The 16306-nt window shown below is 62.2% G+C and carries 16 protein-coding genes, 1 tRNA gene and 1 pseudogene; 12 read left to right on the forward strand and 6 right to left on the reverse strand.

Annotation, left to right across the window (positions count from 1 at the left end; genetic code table 11):
• The first annotated feature begins 188 nt into the window (after positions 1–188).
• The 4 genes from GQ59_RS15940 to GQ59_RS15955 are packed head-to-tail and all read left to right on the forward strand — an operon-like array spanning position 189 to position 4697.
• Entirely contained in the window at positions 189–1067 is an 879-nt protein-coding gene (locus GQ59_RS15940; RefSeq protein ID WP_037082872.1) for an FAD binding domain-containing protein, read from the forward strand.
• Positions 1064–1543, forward strand: coding sequence for a (2Fe-2S)-binding protein (locus GQ59_RS15945; RefSeq protein ID WP_037082875.1), 480 nt, complete (start codon positions 1064–1066; stop codon positions 1541–1543). Before GQ59_RS15940 ends, GQ59_RS15945 begins: the two co-directional genes overlap by 4 nt.
• Positions 1540–2301 (forward strand): N-acyl homoserine lactonase family protein, encoded by a 762-nt coding sequence (locus GQ59_RS15950; protein ID WP_037082878.1) that lies wholly within the window; start codon positions 1540–1542, stop codon positions 2299–2301. Before GQ59_RS15945 ends, GQ59_RS15950 begins: the two co-directional genes overlap by 4 nt.
• The gene (locus GQ59_RS15955) at positions 2298–4697 is read left to right on the forward strand and encodes a xanthine dehydrogenase family protein molybdopterin-binding subunit (RefSeq protein ID WP_037082880.1); all 2400 of its coding nucleotides are present in this window, start codon (positions 2298–2300) and stop codon (positions 4695–4697) included. Before GQ59_RS15950 ends, GQ59_RS15955 begins: the two co-directional genes overlap by 4 nt.
• Positions 4698–4715: 18 nt before the next feature.
• Here the strand turns inward: GQ59_RS15955 and GQ59_RS15960 are convergent, their stop codons facing one another.
• The gene (locus GQ59_RS15960; RefSeq protein WP_244447976.1) at positions 4716–5702 is read right to left on the reverse strand and encodes a winged helix-turn-helix transcriptional regulator; all 987 of its coding nucleotides are present in this window, start codon (positions 5700–5702) and stop codon (positions 4716–4718) included.
• Positions 5703–6451: 749 nt separating this feature from the next.
• On the opposite strand from GQ59_RS15960, the gene GQ59_RS32810 reads away from it, so the two are divergent.
• A complete protein-coding gene (locus GQ59_RS32810) occupies positions 6452–6652 on the forward strand; it encodes a hypothetical protein (protein ID WP_037082882.1) in 201 nt (66 codons plus the stop codon).
• A gap of 3 nt (positions 6653–6655) precedes the next feature.
• Here the strand turns inward: GQ59_RS32810 and GQ59_RS15970 are convergent.
• Positions 6656–6742 (reverse strand) — tRNA-Leu (locus tag GQ59_RS15970).
• A gap of 102 nt (positions 6743–6844) precedes the next feature.
• Entirely contained in the window at positions 6845–7147 is a 303-nt protein-coding gene (locus tag GQ59_RS15975; RefSeq protein ID WP_037082885.1) for an Rdx family protein, read from the reverse strand.
• Between the two features lie 150 nt (positions 7148–7297).
• Here GQ59_RS15975 and GQ59_RS15980 point away from each other — a divergent pair, with 150 nt between their 5' ends.
• The gene (locus GQ59_RS15980; protein WP_037082887.1) at positions 7298–7747 is read left to right on the forward strand and encodes a DoxX family protein; all 450 of its coding nucleotides are present in this window, start codon (positions 7298–7300) and stop codon (positions 7745–7747) included.
• A gap of 33 nt (positions 7748–7780) precedes the next feature.
• Here GQ59_RS15980 and GQ59_RS15985 read toward each other — a convergent pair whose 3' ends face one another.
• A complete protein-coding gene (locus GQ59_RS15985; RefSeq protein WP_037082890.1) occupies positions 7781–8668 on the reverse strand; it encodes an NAD(P)-dependent oxidoreductase in 888 nt (295 codons plus the stop codon).
• A gap of 120 nt (positions 8669–8788) precedes the next feature.
• Here GQ59_RS15985 and GQ59_RS15990 point away from each other — a divergent pair, with 120 nt between their 5' ends.
• The 3 genes from GQ59_RS15990 to GQ59_RS16000 all read left to right on the forward strand — a co-directional run bounded on the left by GQ59_RS15990 (position 8789) and on the right by GQ59_RS16000 (position 11053).
• Positions 8789–9274, forward strand: coding sequence for a GFA family protein (locus GQ59_RS15990; protein WP_037082893.1), 486 nt, complete (start codon positions 8789–8791; stop codon positions 9272–9274).
• Between the two features lie 23 nt (positions 9275–9297).
• Positions 9298–9852, forward strand: coding sequence for a sugar O-acetyltransferase (locus tag GQ59_RS15995; protein WP_037082896.1), 555 nt, complete (start codon positions 9298–9300; stop codon positions 9850–9852).
• Between the two features lie 127 nt (positions 9853–9979).
• Complete coding sequence (locus GQ59_RS16000; RefSeq protein WP_037082899.1) at positions 9980–11053, forward strand: glycoside hydrolase family 25 protein; 1074 nt, start codon at positions 9980–9982, stop codon at positions 11051–11053.
• Positions 11054–11145: 92 nt separating this feature from the next.
• Here the strand turns inward: GQ59_RS16000 and GQ59_RS16005 are convergent, their stop codons facing one another.
• Positions 11146–12222, reverse strand: a complete 1077-nt coding sequence (locus GQ59_RS16005) for a class I SAM-dependent methyltransferase (protein WP_037082903.1) — start codon at positions 12220–12222, stop codon at positions 11146–11148.
• 148 nt (positions 12223–12370) lie between these two features.
• On the opposite strand from GQ59_RS16005, the gene GQ59_RS16010 reads away from it, so the two are divergent.
• On the forward strand, positions 12371–13414 hold the full coding sequence (locus GQ59_RS16010) for a GlxA family transcriptional regulator (protein ID WP_037082906.1): 1044 nt from the start codon (positions 12371–12373) through the stop codon (positions 13412–13414).
• Positions 13415–13445: 31 nt separating this feature from the next.
• On the opposite strand, the gene GQ59_RS16015 is transcribed toward GQ59_RS16010, so the two are convergent.
• Positions 13446–14801, reverse strand: coding sequence for an aminotransferase-like domain-containing protein (locus tag GQ59_RS16015; RefSeq protein WP_051904010.1), 1356 nt, complete (start codon positions 14799–14801; stop codon positions 13446–13448).
• Positions 14802–15014: 213 nt separating this feature from the next.
• Here GQ59_RS16015 and GQ59_RS16020 point away from each other — a divergent pair.
• Both GQ59_RS16020 and GQ59_RS31215 read left to right on the forward strand, forming a co-directional pair.
• Positions 15015–15877, forward strand: a pseudogene (locus GQ59_RS16020) (DMT family transporter).
• Positions 15878–15964: 87 nt separating this feature from the next.
• Positions 15965–16288: a hypothetical protein gene (locus GQ59_RS31215; protein WP_084683187.1), complete on the forward strand. Its 324-nt coding sequence runs from the start codon at positions 15965–15967 to the stop codon at positions 16286–16288.
• Positions 16289–16306 lie beyond the last annotated feature (18 nt).

Raw genomic sequence — 16306 nt, forward strand, 5'->3', positions numbered from 1 at the left:
ATCCTCCTCATCTCCATCGGGACGATACGCACGACACCGCCCACGAGCTCGCTTGACATTCTTCTTTTAAGTCTAATAATGCAAGTGAAATTACAGAAGGTGTCATTGTTGGGAAATGACGCCGGAGGAGCACTGATGGCACGTTCATCGACAAGAAAGACGGCCGGGCCGGCGGAACGGGCGGAACGATGAAGCCCGCACAGTTCGACTACATCGCGGCGGCAACGATTGAGGAGGCGGCGGCGGCACTGGCTGCATCCGGAGGCGACGGCAAGATCATCGCCGGCGGCCAGAGCCTCATGCCGATGATAAACTTCCGGCTGGTGAAGCCGTCCGTGCTGATCGACATCAACAGGATTGCCGGACTGGACCGGATCGGGTTCGACGGCACTCGTCTGCGGATCGGAGCAACCGTGCGGCATCACACGACCGCCACCGACGCTCTCGTCGCCAAGCACCTGCCCGTGGTCCATGACGCCATGCACCATGTCGCTCACATGACCGTGCGCAATCGCGGCACCTTCTGCGGCAGCGTCGCGCATGCGGACCCGGCCACCGAAATGCCGCTGATGACCCGGTTTCTCGATGGCACGATCATTGCCTATTCCGTGCGCGGTGAACGCAGGATCCCCGCGGCGGAATTCTTCGTCGGCTCGCTGGTGAATGCGCTCGAAGAAGACGAGCTGGTGATCGCCGTGGAAATCGATGCCATGCCTCCCGAAACCAGTTGGGGTTTCGAAGAATTTGCCCGACGCCATGGCGACTTCGCCCTTGCCTGTTTCGCCACGACCCTTCGCGTCGAAAACGGCGTGGCGGCCGGCGTTCGTATCGGAATGATGGGGGTCGGAGAAACGCCGCTGCGCCTGCGTGAGATCGAGGATATCGTCGAAGGCACCGATCTCTCCGACGCCGTTCTCGACACGGTCGCAGACAGGCTGGCAGACATCCTCACCCCCAATTCCGACATCCACGCCTCGGCGGATTACCGCAGGCACCTTTCGGGCGTGCTTGCCAAGCGCGCGCTCCGTGCGGCCTGGAGCCGCGCCCAAAACCGGAAACGTCCATGACCGAAAAAAAGATCACCGTCAGCGTCAACGGCTTGTCGTATACGCGCACCGTGGAAGCCCGCATGTTGCTGAGCGATTTCCTGCGCCAGGAGCTTGGCCTGACAGGAACCCATGTCGGCTGCGAACACGGCGTGTGCGGTGCCTGCACCGTCATCCTCGACGGACGCAGTGCGCGCTCCTGCCTCACCCTCGCCGTGCAGGCGGAAGGCATGGAGATCGAAACCATCGAAGGCCAGGGCAGCATCGACAAGCTCGGTCGCGTCCAGGAAGCATTTCGCCAGCATCACGGACTGCAATGCGGCTTCTGTACCCCGGGCTTCATCATGGCGATCACCGATCTCCTTCGCCACCATCCGCTGGAAAGCGACGATGAGATCCGCGAAGCGCTCTCCGGAAACATCTGTCGCTGCACTGGCTATGAGCACATCGTCAACGCCGTCCGCGAACTGGCAAGGGAAAGAGGACCTCTGACATGAAGATGCATTTTCTCCAAGGCGGTCGGCTCCGGATGCGACGTTCGATCTATATCGCCGGGGCTGCAAAGGAAGAAACGATCGACCTGCCGGTCCATGCCACGCTGATGCGCCATGCCCAGGGCAACGTTCTTTTCGACAGCGGTTGCAACCCGGAAGCAGCCATCGACCCCCAAGGGCGCTGGGGCGGGCTGAGCCGGGTCATGACCCCGGTCTTCACACCGGAGCAGACCGTCGTCAGCCAGCTTGAAACCATCGGCCTGCAACCGGACGACATCGACGTCGTCATCTGTTCGCACCTTCACCCCGACCATTGCGGCTGCAACAGCTACTTTCGCACGGCGACCATCCTCTGCCACGAGGCGGAAGTCGCGGCGGCGAAGACCGAAGGCGCGGAGAATCTCGGCTATCTGCGCGCCGAATGGGAGCAAGAACAGGGCTTTCAGACATTCGACACGGAACATGACGTGTTCGGTGACGGCCGTATCGTCGTCCTGCCCATGCCCGGTCATACGCCCGGCATGAGCGTGGCACGCGTCGAACTGGAAAAGGATGGCGCCTTCGTTCTTGCATCCGACGCGGCACCACTTCAGGTCAACATCGACACTGCCACCGCGCCGAAGAACACCTGGAACATGGATCTTGCGGTGACATCACTCGGGCGCCTGAAAGCCTTTCGGGATGGCGGAGACACGATCATATGCGGCCATGACGACGCGCAGTGGCAGGGGCTGAGAAAATGCTCGGAGTTCTATGAATGAGCCATTCTGACCATTCCATCGAGCTGCGCCCCAAACTGGTGGGCAAACGGGTCAAGCGCACGGAGGACCCGCGGTTTCTGACGGGCGTCGGGCAATATGTCGATGACATGGCACCGGCAGGGATGCTGCATGTCGCGCTGCGGCGCTCGGACCAGCCCCATGCCAGAATCCTGAACATCGACATCGGCGACGCCTTCTCGGTTCCAGGCGTCGTCGCGATCTATGATGCGAGCGATCTCGAGGGAGAGGTCAAGCCAGCTATTCCGATCTCTCGCATGCCGGGTTATTACGCGACCCCGATCTGGCCGCTGGCCCGCGGCAAGGTCCGCTACGTCGGCGAACCGGTCATCGCCGTGGTTGCGGAAAGCCGCTACGCCGCCGAGGATGCGCTCGAACACATTACGATCGAATACGAACCCCTGCCCTTTGCAATCCGGCAGGTCGATGCGGTCAAGGACGACGCACCGCTTTTGCACGAGGAGGCGGGAACGAACACGATTATTCGTCGCGAGTTCAAGCGAGGCGATGTCGATGCCGCCTTCGAGGGCGCGGCGATCATCGTCAAGGGCCGGTTCCGCATGACGCGCAAGACGGCGGTCGCCATGGAGAACCGGTCCTATCTCGCCGAATGGGATGGCCGGAAACAATCGCTGACGCTTTACACCTCCTCCAACATACCCGGCGTCATCCGCGACGTCCTGGCGGGTTGTCTCGATCTTCCCGGAACGCGGATGCGGGTGGTCGCTCCGGATGTGGGCGGCAGCTTCGGGGGCAAGGGATCGCTTTACGGAGAGGAAATTCTCGTCTGCGCACTGGCGCGCAAGCTGAAACGCCCCGTCAAATACATCAGTGATCGCCTCGAGGATCTCTCCGCCACCAGCCAGGCCTTCGACGAACTGATCGAGGCGGAACTCGCTGTAACGAAAGACGGAATGCTGATCGGTCTGCGCGCCGACGTCATCGGCGATGTCGGCGCCTATTCGATCTATCCGTGGACGGCAGCGCTGGAAACCGTCCAGGTCGTCAGTTTCCTGCCCGGCCCCTATCGAATGGAACACTATCGGGGCCGGATTCGTGGCGTATTGACCCCGAAGCCACCGACCGGTCCTTATCGCGGTGTCGGCCGCCCCTCCTCGACCTTCGCCATGGAACGGCTGATCGAGATGGCGGCGCGCAAGCTGGGGATGGACCCGGTCGAGTTTCGCCGGAAAAATCTCGTCCGCGACGAGGAGTTTCCATACCGTACCGCCTCCGGCATCATCTGGGACAAGTCGGCCTTTCAGGAATGCCTGGAGGGCGCTTGCAGGTACGTCGATTATCCGTCGCTGGTTCAGGAGCGTGACGAGGCAAGGAAGGCCGGGCGCTGGGTTGGAATCGGGCTCGCAAGCTACGCCGAATTGACCGGGATCGGCTCGCGTATCTCGGTCGCCCCAGGCATGCCGATCAATACAGGCACCGAGACATCCAAGATCGAAATCGACGCGACGGGCGCTGTCACCGCTGCTTTTGGTATCTCTTCCCACGGTCAGGGGCTGGAAACGACGCTTGCCCAGATCATCGTCGACGAACTGGGCTGCAGGCTGGAAGATATAGAGGTCAAGCATGGCGACAGTGCGCTGGTCCCCATGGCCAGCGGCACCTATGCCAGCCGTTCGGCTGTCCTTGGCGGCGGTGCCGCCACACTCGCGGCCCGCGTCGTCAAGAAGAAGGTCCTGCGCGCGGCCGCATTCCTCATGGAGCAGGGTGTCGAGGACCTCGATATTCACGACGGCATCATCACCAGTCGGAACTCGAACCTGTCACTGACCCTGAAGGAGGTCGCCTCCGCAGTCTATACCCAGATGGGCCGCATTCCGCGAGACCAGCGCGAAGACCTGAGCGCATCGGAAACCTATGACCCCTATCTCGGGACCGCCAGTTCATCGACACATCTGGCCATGATCGAGGTCGATCCGGAAACCTATGCCGTCAAGATCCTTCGCTATGTTGTGGCGGAAGATTGCGGTAAAATCATCAACCCGATGATCGTGGACGGCCAGGTTCATGGCGCCGTGGCGCAGGGCATCGGTGCAGCCCTGCTGGAAGAAATCGTGCATGACGATCAGGGACAGGCCGTGGCCGCAAGCCTCGCCGACTATCTCGTTCCCGTCGCAAGCAGCGTGCCCGATATCGGCATTGTCCACATAGAGGCCGATCTTCCAAACAATATCGGCGGCTTCCGCGGCATGGGCGAAGGCGGTACGATCGGCGCCCCGGCAGCCATCGCCAATGCAGTATCCGACGCGCTTTCCCATCTGGGCATTTCGGTCGAAACGCTTCCGGTCACGCCCGAACGGATATACCGGATGATGCACGCAAAACGTGGAGTATCGGCAAAGACTACGGATGCCGCTTGATCTGCATTTACGCGAGGCTTACAGGTCGAACGAATACCGAAGCAGGTAATCGGTATCCTTGGCCGCCAGCGGCTTCCTGCATTCCGAACATACGACGATGGCCGAAAAATCATGACCGCAGGTCTTGTGCCGCAGGCGCATGGGTGGCTTGCCATCCGCGAGCCACCGGTCACCCCAGGCCATCATCACCAACATCGGCTTGTAGAGATCGAGCCCCATCTGGGTAAACCGGTATTCGAACCGGTCGCCGGAATTGTAAGGCACTTTCCGGAACACGCCCGCCTGCACCAGCCGCGCCAGTCGATCGGCGAGAATATTGGTCGCGATACCGAGGTTCTCCCGCATTTCCTCGAAGCGCCTCACACCATGCCAGCCCTCGCGAAGGATAAGAAAGCTCCAGCGATCGCCAATAATACCGAGCGTGCGCGCAACCGAACAAGGCCTTACCCTTTCCAGCAGCGCCGCGTCGGAACTCCTGCGCGACGTCGGCCGGTTTTCCACGGGGGCATAACCTGCGCCCGGTCCGTCCCGGGGGGCCACTTCCTTGGCCGTAAAGGGCTCCAGGCACTCGCTGCAGACAGTCACCGGATGGCATTCGCAGCCGCAGGTCTTGTGGATCAACTGAAGCGGCGGCTCGTTATCACCTGCGAGCCACTTGTCGCCGAACTCCATCAACGACAGCATGGTCGAGAACAATTCCTTGCCGCGAGCGGTCAGGAAGTATTGCTGACCCGGTTCGTTCGGTCGCTTCCCGAGGCTGACGATCTCGTTGGCGACCAGCGCAGAAAGCCGGGATGAAAGGGTCTGGCGCGGAATGCCCAGCCGCTGCTGAAACTTGTCGAAACGGCGCACGCCGAAATAGGCTTCGCGAAGGATGAGGAAGCTCCAGGTGTCGAGAACGATCTCCATCGTCCGGCGCACGGAGGAGTGCCGCTGAACCAGCCGTGGCCTTTCCGACCCGATCGGCAACGGTGGATCCGTGAATATTTTAGCTATGTCGTTCATGGTAACGGCATCCGTCTTCAAGCTAGGCAAACTCCATCAAATCCGGACGATCATAGAGCATCAAGTCTAATATTGAAAGTTGCTCGACCCATTTTGGTGGTCTCCTCAGGCAACTCGACATGGCAGTCGATGAACGTCGTGACACAGCCCGGCTTCTTAGTTCTTGAACGGGCATCCCCTGACGCATCAAGCTTTTTGCAATTTCTTGGTGATCCGTTAGGGCGGCGCAGACGGCGAACTTAAGTTGCGCATTACGCTGATGTGATGCTGTCTGATTTTGTGCGATATTTGCATTCGATGGGACACAACTAAACATGTCCGCCCCTTTTGCCGCCAGCTTCGGCAACCGAACCCAGGCGACTGGGAACATATCAAGCGCAACAAACCGGTTGCCTACACAGAAGCGATCCGTGTCGCGATGTGGGTTCTGTCGCTGCCACCAGCACCCCAGATGAATCAGCCTGGATCATCTGGGGGCGAATGTGTGGACCGAAACGCCCAGAGCACGACGGCTGCGACGATTACAACACAAATTATGAAAACCAATATGCATTTACCCAAAATTGATACCCCTTAGGAAGATCAACTAGAAGGCGACACGAAGGTTCCTCCATCATCGAAACGGGGTTGCAATTCAGCGACTGCGGGATTGATGCGACGACGCTGGACGGTTCCATTGTTCCACCCATGGCCTGCGCAAAGCCGGCGCGACTATCGCCACCGAGAACGGCGCGACCGGCGACGAGCTGATGGCGACCTTCGGATGGACGACAAAGAAGCAGACGACCCTCTATACGAAGCAGGCGAACCGCAAGAAGCTGGCGGCCGGCGCAATCCACAAACTGAGGTCGGAAGAACGAGCATCGAAAATTGCCCCACGCCCCAAGGGGTTGGTGAAAGTGAGACAAAAAGCGATGAAAAATGCGAGCAAAATCAATGCTCGAAAATAGGAATGGTGCCCAGAAGAGGACTCGAACCTCCACACCCTTTCGGGTACCAGCACCTGAAGCTGGCGCGTCTACCAATTCCGCCATCTGGGCGACGGAGAGCCATGTACGGGTGTGACCTTCCCCTGTCAACTGGCTTTTTAAAGTTTCCGTGCCCGTCGCCAAAAAACCTTCACGGATCTGTCACGGAGGGCCTCAGCTCTCGCCGTCTTCCTTCGCCTTGCGGTCCACGTGGCCGAGGTCGCGGCCCGGGTCGATCATGTCGCGGACCCGCTGCTTCAACTCCTTGGGGCCGGGAAACCCGCCGTCGCGCTTGCGCTCCCAGATGAGCGTCCCGTTCACCTGGATCTCGAAATTGCCGCCGGTTCCGGGAATCAGCGCCACCTCGCCGAGCGCGTCGCCAAAGGTCTGCAGAAGCTCCTGCGCCATCCAGCCGGCCCTGAGCAGCCAGTTGCACTGGGTGCAATAGAGAATCGTAATGCGCGGTTTTTCCATCATGTTTCGCCTTCTACCCAAGTCAATTCGGTCTCACGATAATGTCAACCAGGACGGTCAGGTTTTGAACGCGCGCATCTCGACAGAAAGGACGCGAACGTCAATTTGGGCTGCACCACCGATAGTCGCGTCGTTTTCAAAAAAAGAGGTCCCATGGCTTTTCAATCCACCACTCGCTCCCGCCTGATCATTCCCGCGCTCGCCCCTGTTTATACCTCCGCCCATGAGATCGTCGAGACCATCCTGCGCGTAACGGCCGGCGTACTGCTGGTCACCCACGGTTTCGGCAAGATCACCAATCCGTTCGGCGCAACCGGCATGGTGGAAAGCCTCGGCTTCTATCCGGGCGTCTTCTGGTCGCCGCTGCTCGCCGCGACGGAATTTTTCGGCGGCATTCTCGTCGCCATCGGCCTCTTCACCCGCCCGGCCTCCTTCGCGGCGATGATCGTGCTTCTGGTCACCGTCTATTTCCACGGCATCGCCCAGAACCAGGGTCTCGCCGGCGCGGAAAAGTCCATTCTCTGGGCCGCGATCTTCCTGTTCTTCGCCCTGCGCGGCGGCAACAGCCACTCGGTCGACGCCCGCCTCGCCCGGACGTTCTGACCTCGCATCACGGCTGAGCCTCCCCCGGGGGGCTCAGTATTTTCCTTCGAGCGCCAACCGCACGACGGTGCCGAGATCGGCTTCGGCAAACCCGAGCGCCGCTGCATTCTCGAAGCTGGCGCGCGCCGCCTCGATGGCCGGCGTCGCGACGCCAAGACCGCGGGCAAGATCAAGAACCACGCCCATATCCTTCAACACGCCGGATACCGGAAAGCCGACTGCCTCGGTCTCGCCGAGTATGACCGGAAGCCGCGACCGCATGGCCGGGCTCGCCGCCGGGCTGCCGGACAGGATCTCGATCATCTTGTCGCGCCCGAGCCCCGCCTTGCCGCCAAGCTCGACGGCCTCCTTCATGATCTGCCACAGTCCCATCAGCATCATGTTGTTGACGAGTTTCGCCGAGGCCCCGTGGCCCAGTCTGCCGACGTGGTGAATACGGTTCGAAAGCACCTCGGCTACCGGCAGGAAACGCTGAAAATCCTTTTCCGCGCCGCCGATATAAAGGCCGACCGTACCCGCCAGCAGCATTTCCGGACCACCGGAAATCGGTGCGTCGAGAAGCGTCGCACCCGCCCTGCCTACCGCATCCTGATGGGCACGCAGCGTCTCGGGACTGACGGTGCTGGTATCGACGATCAGCTTGCCGGCGAGATCGGCGGCGGCGAATTCACGAAGCATCGCGTGCACCGCGGCATCGTCGAGCAGTGCAAGGACGACGATATCCGAAGCATCGAGAAGTGCAGCCAGGTCAACTGCGGTGGCGATCCCGATGGCCGCAGCCCTGTCCGCTGAAAGGCCGCTGCGTGTCCATCCCGTCACCGCAAAGCCCTGCATTGCGAGGCGTTCCGCCATGGCGCCGCCCATACGGCCGAGGCCGACGATACCAATGCGCTCTCTTGTCATGCGTTTGATCCTGCTCATGTCGTGTCTGCGAACTTTAAAGCAGAACCTGCCGATCTCGTCTTGTTCATTTTGCGTTGCGGGAGGGCTGAGGAATATTTCATATTCGACATGCGTAATCTGAGGGAGCCCGGACGGAAGATGAGTGAAATATTCGAGGGCGGCTGCTTCTGCGGCAAGGTGCGTTATCGCATGCACGGGCGGCCGATGTTCATCCATTGCTGCCATTGCACCGATTGCCAGCAACAGACGGGCGGTGCCTTTGCCATCAATGCGCTGATAGAAGCCGACCGGGTGGAAATCACCGAGAGCCATCCGGTCGCGGTGGCCATGAAGACCGATAGCGGCCTGCCCCACGATATCTACCGCTGCCCGCAATGCCAGACAGCGGTCTGGAGCGATTACGGTCGGCGGCAATGGATGCTGTTCGTCCGGGTCCAGACGCTCGAAAGGCGCGCCGAGTTCTCCCCCGACGTGCATATATTCACCCGTTCGAAGGTCGGCTGGGTGGGCCTGCCGGAAGGCGCCAACGTTTTCGATGAATATTATAGTACGAAGACGATGTGGCCGCCCGAAAGCCTCGCGCGGCGCGAGGCCGCCCGGGTCAAGGCCGGGGCGGAACGCTGACGCAGGAAGGATGACGAGACGGGATGGCGGGCGAACGCGAAAAGATGGCGGCCGGCGAGTGGTATTGCTGCCTCGATCCGGAACTCGATGCATTGAGGGATAAGGCGCGGATGGCCGTACATGCGCACAACACCATGTCGCCCGCCGAACGGGGTGCGATGGCGCCCGCCCTGCGCATGCTGTTCGGCGCAGCCCCGGACGCGTTTCTGGAAGCGCCCTTCCACTGCGCCTACGGCTTCAATGTCTCTCTCGGGCAAGGCGTGTATCTGAATGCCGGCTGCACGATCCTCGACACCGCGCCGGTTAGAATCGGTGCTCGTTCGATGCTGGGGCCAGGCGTCCAGCTCTATTGCGCCGATCATCACCGCGACCCCGTCCTGCGCGCCCGGGGTCTTGAGATCGGCCGCCCGATCAGCATTGGCGCAGACGTCTGGATTGGTGGTGGCGTGATCATTCTCGGCGGCATCACGATCGGCGACGGCGCGATCGTCGGGGCGGGCTCCGTCGTCACACGGGACGTGCCGCCGGGCGCCACGGTCGCGGGAAATCCGGCGCGGTTGATCACGCCGCGCGGCTGATTTCAGAACATCTCCGCGCGTAAAGATTGGATTCAGCATTTTTTGGTAATTTTCCGTTAGCAATTCCTGTCGGGGTTTATCGACGGCAGGGGCGGCCGTCTTTGTTGTCTTGCGTACGGGTTTCAAAATGCGTTTATCGGCTGTACCAGCACTCCTCGTCACCTGCCTCGCCCTGGCAGGCTGCGCCTCGGCATCCGGTCCGGACGAACTGGCCGCCGGCGTCGCAACCCAGGAAAAGACAGGCTCGGTCGATCTCCCCGCCGCCCCCGTCCCGTCGGTCGGTGTCGGCAAGACCTCGCGCCTCGGCGCGCCGCAAGTACCCCCGCAGCAGACCTTGCCGCAGCAGCAGGATATCGCCTGGAACGGCGCGACGCCGGCGCCGCAGGCTTTCGCGCGGGAAATGACGGTCGGCATGCCGCTTCCCGCCGAACGACCGGTCGCCATGCTGATGCCCGACAGCCCGGAGGCGGAACCCGCGCCCCGCAGAGGGCGCATGCAGATTTACAGCCGCCAGTTCCGCGACGCCAAGCCGATCAATTTCGGCAGGGTTTCGCCAAGAAGCTACCCGGTGCACGGCGTCGACGTGTCGCGCTGGCAGGGCGACATCGACTGGGCAAAACTGCGGACCCAGGGGGCCAACTTCGCCTATATCAAGGCCACCGATGGCGGCGACCATCTCGATCCGATGTTCAGGACCAATTGGCGGAGAGCCAAGGAGGCGGGCATCAGGCGCGGCGCCTACCATTTCTTCTACTGGTGCCGCACCGCCGGCGAACAGGCAGACTGGTTCATCCGCAACGTCCCGCGCGATCCGGACGCGCTGCCGCCCGTGATCGACGTCGAATGGAACGGCGAGTCGAGCTGCAAGGCGAAACTCTCCCGCGCCCGGGTGCTCGAAAAGATGCAGGTCTTCATGGACAAGCTGGAGCGCTATTACGGCCAGCGGCCGATCATCTACACGGCGCCGGATTTCTACGAGGACAACCTGTCGGGCGAACTGCTCAACTATCCCTTCTGGCTGCGCGCCGTCGCCCAGCATCCTTCCAAGGTCTATCCGGGCCGCAGGTGGCTGTTCTGGCAATATTCCGGCTCCGGCCTGTCGCACGGCGTCGACGGCAAGATCGACCTCAACGTCTTCCACGGCTCGGAAGAGCAGTGGCACAACTGGGCCTCGCCGCGCACGACGATTGCACAGAATTAGACGCCGGCAACGAGGCAGGTGAAAGAACAAGCGCGCAGGGCCTGTGAAACCGGCCCCGCGCACTCCCTGGAGGTTAGGTCAATGCGGCCGGATTACAGCCGCGCCTCGAGGACGAGGTTGAACGGCGTCGCCATCGCCCGTCGAAAGCGGGTGAAGCCGGCCTTGTAGAAAATCTCCCGCAGCCTTGCTTCGCCGGCTTGCGCGCCGAGCACCATGTGGCCGCCGTCGGAAATCGCATGGGCGCAGCAGATCGTCGTCGACGCGGCGTAATACATGCGGGCAACGGGCGAGATGTTGTCGTCGACGCGGTCGTTGGCGAAGGGCTCGACGAGCATCACCGTACCATTAGGCGCGAGCGTTCTCGCCGCATGCCGGGCCGCCGCCAACGGGTCGCCCATGTCGTGCAGGCAATCGAAGAAGCAGATCAGGTCATAGCCATTGCCGGGATAGTTTTCAGCGCGCGCCGTCTCGAACGCGACCCTTCCGGTGACGCCCGCTTCTGCCGCAATCTTGCGGCCTTCGTCGAGGGATACCCGATGCGTATCAAAGCCATGGAAACGGGAGGCCGGGAAAGCCTGCGCCATCAGCACCGTGGAGTGACCATGGCCGCAGCCGACATCCGCCACCGAGGCGCCTGCCTTCAGCTTGTCGACCACACCATCGAGGGCCGGCAACCATTCCGCGACCAGGCTTGCCTTGTAGGCATTGCGATAGAGCGAGGCGACGCCGCAATAAAGCCGGCCATCATGGTCGCCCCAAGGAATGCCGGAACCCTTGCGAAAGGCCTCCAGCGCCTTTTCCTCATCCGACCACATGGAAGCCGGCACGCCCCAGGCGGCGGCGAGGAAGACCGGACTATCCTCGTTGGCAAGCACCAGCGCCTGTTCCGGGGTAAGTTCGAAGCTGTTGCTGACAGCATGAAACAGAACATAGCCGCCGGCGACCTGCGAACTCAGCCATTCGCGGATGTAACGCTCGGCGCAGCCGGTGCGGCTTGCCAGTTCGTGGGCACTGAGCGGTCCGGCCCCGGCCATCGCCTTATAGAGGCCGAGACGGTGGCCGATACTGACCATGACGCCTCCGTACCCCGCCGACAGATCGCCGATGGCGCGGGAAACGATCGCGTCCAGCTTGGCCGGATCGATCTCGTGTGTCTTGACATAGTCCATATTGCTATCTCCTGTTCCTTCATCGGAAGTTGATGATGACCAAGGATCGCAGGTCCGAACCGGTTCGGGCAGAGCGGGAAAATCCACAATCGGGCTGTTTGCGCCATTCTCCGGCTCGGTGTACGGATTTGATCATTGGAGGATCGTCATGCCGCGTGAGGCGACCGGGACACGTTTGAAGCCGCTGCATGTAAGCCTGGTGGCCATTCCCGATGCAGTGGTCTCGACGCTGAGCGGCGTCTTCGATGTGATGAACGCCTTTTCCGTCCTGCCGCCGCCGGACATTGCGATAACCCGCCCGTTCGAAGTCCAGATTGTTGGAATAGAGACCGGGCCGCTGACGCTCGCGAGCCTTGTGCCGGTCACCGTCCAGCGCAGCATCGCCACGCTTGAGGCGACCGATATCGTCATCGTTCCGTCGATCCTTTTGAAGCCCGACGGATGGCGGAAAGGTCGCTACCCGGAGCTGGTCGACTGGGTAAACCGGATGCATGCCGGCGGCGCGCTGATATGTTCGGCTTGTTCGGGCATTTTCCTGCTGGCCGAGACCGGCCTCTTCGATGGTGCCGAGGCGACCGTGCATTTCGGTTATGCCGGTGCCTTCGCGGCCGCCTTTCCGCAGGTGCCGATCCATCCCGAGCGGGTACTGGTCGTCTCCGGGCGGCGCGAGGAGCTGATCAGCTCGGGCGCCTCCATGACCTGGCATGACCTCGTCCTCTATCTCATCGCCCGCCATATGGGGGCTGCGGCGGCGCAATCGATCGCGCGCTACTTCGCCCTGCAATGGCATCAGGACGGGCTCGCCCCCTATATCGTCTTCGAAGGCCGCAAGGACCATGGCGACACGGCGATCCAGGCGGCACAGGATTGGGTCGCAACCCACTTTTCCGTGGCGAATCCGCTCGAGGAGATGATCCGGCGAGCCGGCCTTACCGACCGCACATTCAAGCGTCGGTTCACGGCTGCAGCAGGTGTCAGCCCGATCGCCTACGTGCAGCGCCTGAGGATTGAGGAGGCCAAGCGCCGGCTGGAGCGGACGGAAGCTTCGGTCGACGAGATCAGCTGGCAGGTCGGTTATGAAGAGCCCGCCTTCTTCCGCCGTCTGTTCAAGCGCGTCACGGGCCTGGCACCCGGCGCCTACCGGCGGCGTTTCCAAATCCCGGATTTCGCGCGCTCGGACAAGAATACCTGACGACCGAACCCCGGCCGGCAGCTCTCACTCATTATTGACGCAAGGCGTCCAGCGCTCGCTCCAGGCTCCGGAATATCCTCGCATCCTCCGACTGCGCCACGTTGAAACGCAGGAAGCTGCCGGCGTTCTGGGAGAGGCTGAATGCGTTGCCGGGGGCAAGTACGATATTGTCGGCAAGGCAGGCGCGCGCCACATCCGTCGCCTCTATTCCGTTCGGAAGCCTGCACCAGAGAAACAGGCCGGCGCGCGGCTGCAGCCAAGGGGTGATGCCGAGTGCTGCGAGCCGGCCCGTAGTCGCGTCCATTGCCCGCGACAGCCGGACGTGCAGTTCTGCCAGATGTTTCCGGTAGCTGCCATCGGTCAACAGCAGCAATACGAGCTCCGATGACAGCCGGCCCGCCGCGAAGCTCGTGGCGATCTTCAGGTCGAGCAGACCCTCGACCCATTCCAGCCTGGCGGCGATGAAGCCGCAACGTACCGAAGCCGACAGGGTTTTCGAAAAGCTGCCTATATGCACAACCCGGTCGAGCCCGTCGAAGGCGGCCAGACGCGGCGCGGGCTCCTGCTCCAGATCGGCGAAGATGTCGTCCTCGATGACCGTCAGCCCGGCCAGGTCGGCGAGTTTCAGCAGCCGATGCGCCACAACCGGCGAAAGCGTCGCGCCGGTCGGATTGTGGATCGCCGAATTGGTGATGTAGAGCCGCGGCTTGTGTTCCTCGATCGCCTTTCCGAAAGCCTCGATATCCGGCCCGGCCGGCGTCATCGGCACGCCGACGACTTTTGCGCGATGTGCACGCAGCAGGGCATGGAAATTGAAATAGCAGGGATCGTCGACCAGAACCGCATCGCCCGGCTCGATCAGGAAACGACAGAGAAGGTCGATCGCCTGGGTGCCGGATTCGGTGAGGATGATCTGGTCCGGAGCCGCCGCTATGCCATGCTCGCCCATCCGGCGGGAGAGGACTTGCCGCAGCTGCAGCGACCCAAGCGGCGTGCCGTAGTCCGACAGGGTCCGGTCCTCGCTGCGCGACACATTGCGCAAAGCCCTTCGGATCGCCGCCTCCGGCATCCAGGAGGACGGCAGCCAGCCGCAGCCGGGCTTCAACAGGTCGCCTTCCTCCAGCGCCTGCCGCGACACCCAGAACGGATCGATCGCCCGGTCGAGCTTGGGGCCGATCTCCGAGAGCGACAGCGGCGCCAGCGGGGTCGACACGTAGAAACCCGACCCGGGCCGAGAGCGGATCAGTCCCTCGGCGGCCAGCCGCTCATAGGCCTCCACGACGGTCGAGGCGGAGACATGCATCGCCTTGGCGAACGCACGCACCGAAGGAAGCCGTGCGCCAGGCACCAGCCCGCGGCCGGAGATACGGCTGCGAATCTCCGCCATGACGGCCCCGATACGCTGGCCACCGCCCTTCTGATCCGCCCTTGCATCCACCGTACTGCTCCACAAACCATAACAGTTTCCGTAAATTGTATCGCATTGTCTCTGGCGTCGCCATGGCTTCCGGCCGATAGCGGGGCATGCCCCAAGGAATGCCTGCGATGAACGTCCAAGGGAGGTGTTCAAGGGCAAAACTTGGAAATCGGGAGACTTTCAATGAACAACACGACAAGCGGCTGGATCAGCGGTTTCGTTGGCGTTTTGATCTTCAGCGGGTCGCTTCCCGCTACCCGCATTGCCGTTGCGGATTTCGATCCGCTGTTCCTGACCGTGGCGCGGGCCACGATCGCCGGGCTGCTCGCCATATGCCTGCTGCTGGCCTTTCGCGAAAAACGCCCGGCCCAGTCCGATCTTCTGCCGCTCGCCATCGTTTCGCTCGGCGTCGTCATCGGTTTTCCGCTGCTGACGGCGCTGGCGCTGAAACACATCACCTCGGCCCACTCCATCGTGTTCGTCGGCCTGCTGCCGCTGTCGACGGCGATCTTCGGGGTGCTGAGGGGCGGGGAGCGCCCGAAGACCGTCTTCTGGCTGTTCTCTTGCCTTGGCAGCGCCATCGTTGCCGGCTTTGCCCTGTTTCAGGAGGAGGCTGCCTCCTCGGTCGGCGATCTCCTAATGCTGGGGGCGATCATCGCCTGCGGCCTCGGGTATGCGGAAGGCGCCAGCCTGTCGCGCAAGCTCGGCGGCTGGCAGGTCATCTCCTGGGCGCTGGCACTTTCCCTGCCTGTGATGCTGACCCTGTCGATCGCCGCAATGCCGGTCTCCTTGCCGGATATCGACAGCAGGTCCTGGTTCGGTCTTGCCTATGTATCGCTGTTCAGCATGCTGATCGGCTTCATCTTCTGGTATCGCGGCCTGGCGCTCGGCGGCATTGCCGGCGTAAGCCAGCTGCAGCTTCTTCAGCCCTTTTTCGGCCTGGTTCTGGCCGCCGTACTTCTCGGCGAAAAGGTCAGTCTCGGCTGTTCGCCGCGACGCTTGCGGTGGTTGCCTGCGTGGCAGGCGCCAAGAGATTTGCACGTTAATTCGGCACGAGCCGCTTGCGTCGTTCACGAAATCGGGAACCAAACCCGCACCGAGGCATTATCCGGCTGCAGAAGGAGGAAGCAATCATGACTTTTGACCCCAATGACAGAAAGTTCGAGACCCGTGACCCGGAGGTCCGGGTCACTGAAGTCCGGAGCAGCACCTCTTCGTGGGTACCGTGGGTAGCCGTGATCGCCGTCATTCTGGTCGGCGCTTTCGTCTGGTCGCAGATGGGCGGTTCCTCGACCGACCCGCAGACCACGTCTTCGACCAACCCGCCGGTAACCGACAACTCCACGTCGTCGCCCGCACCGGCTCCGATGACCCCGGCAGCTCCGCCGGCAGCTAGCCCCGCTCCGGCAACTCCGCCGGCAGGTGGCGCAGCTGGCGGCACCGGTACGCAGCCGTAAGGCTGGTGCTTGAGATAT

Source organism: Neorhizobium vignae (assembly GCF_000732195.1).
GTDB classification, from domain to species: Bacteria; Pseudomonadota; Alphaproteobacteria; order Rhizobiales; family Rhizobiaceae; genus Neorhizobium; species Neorhizobium vignae.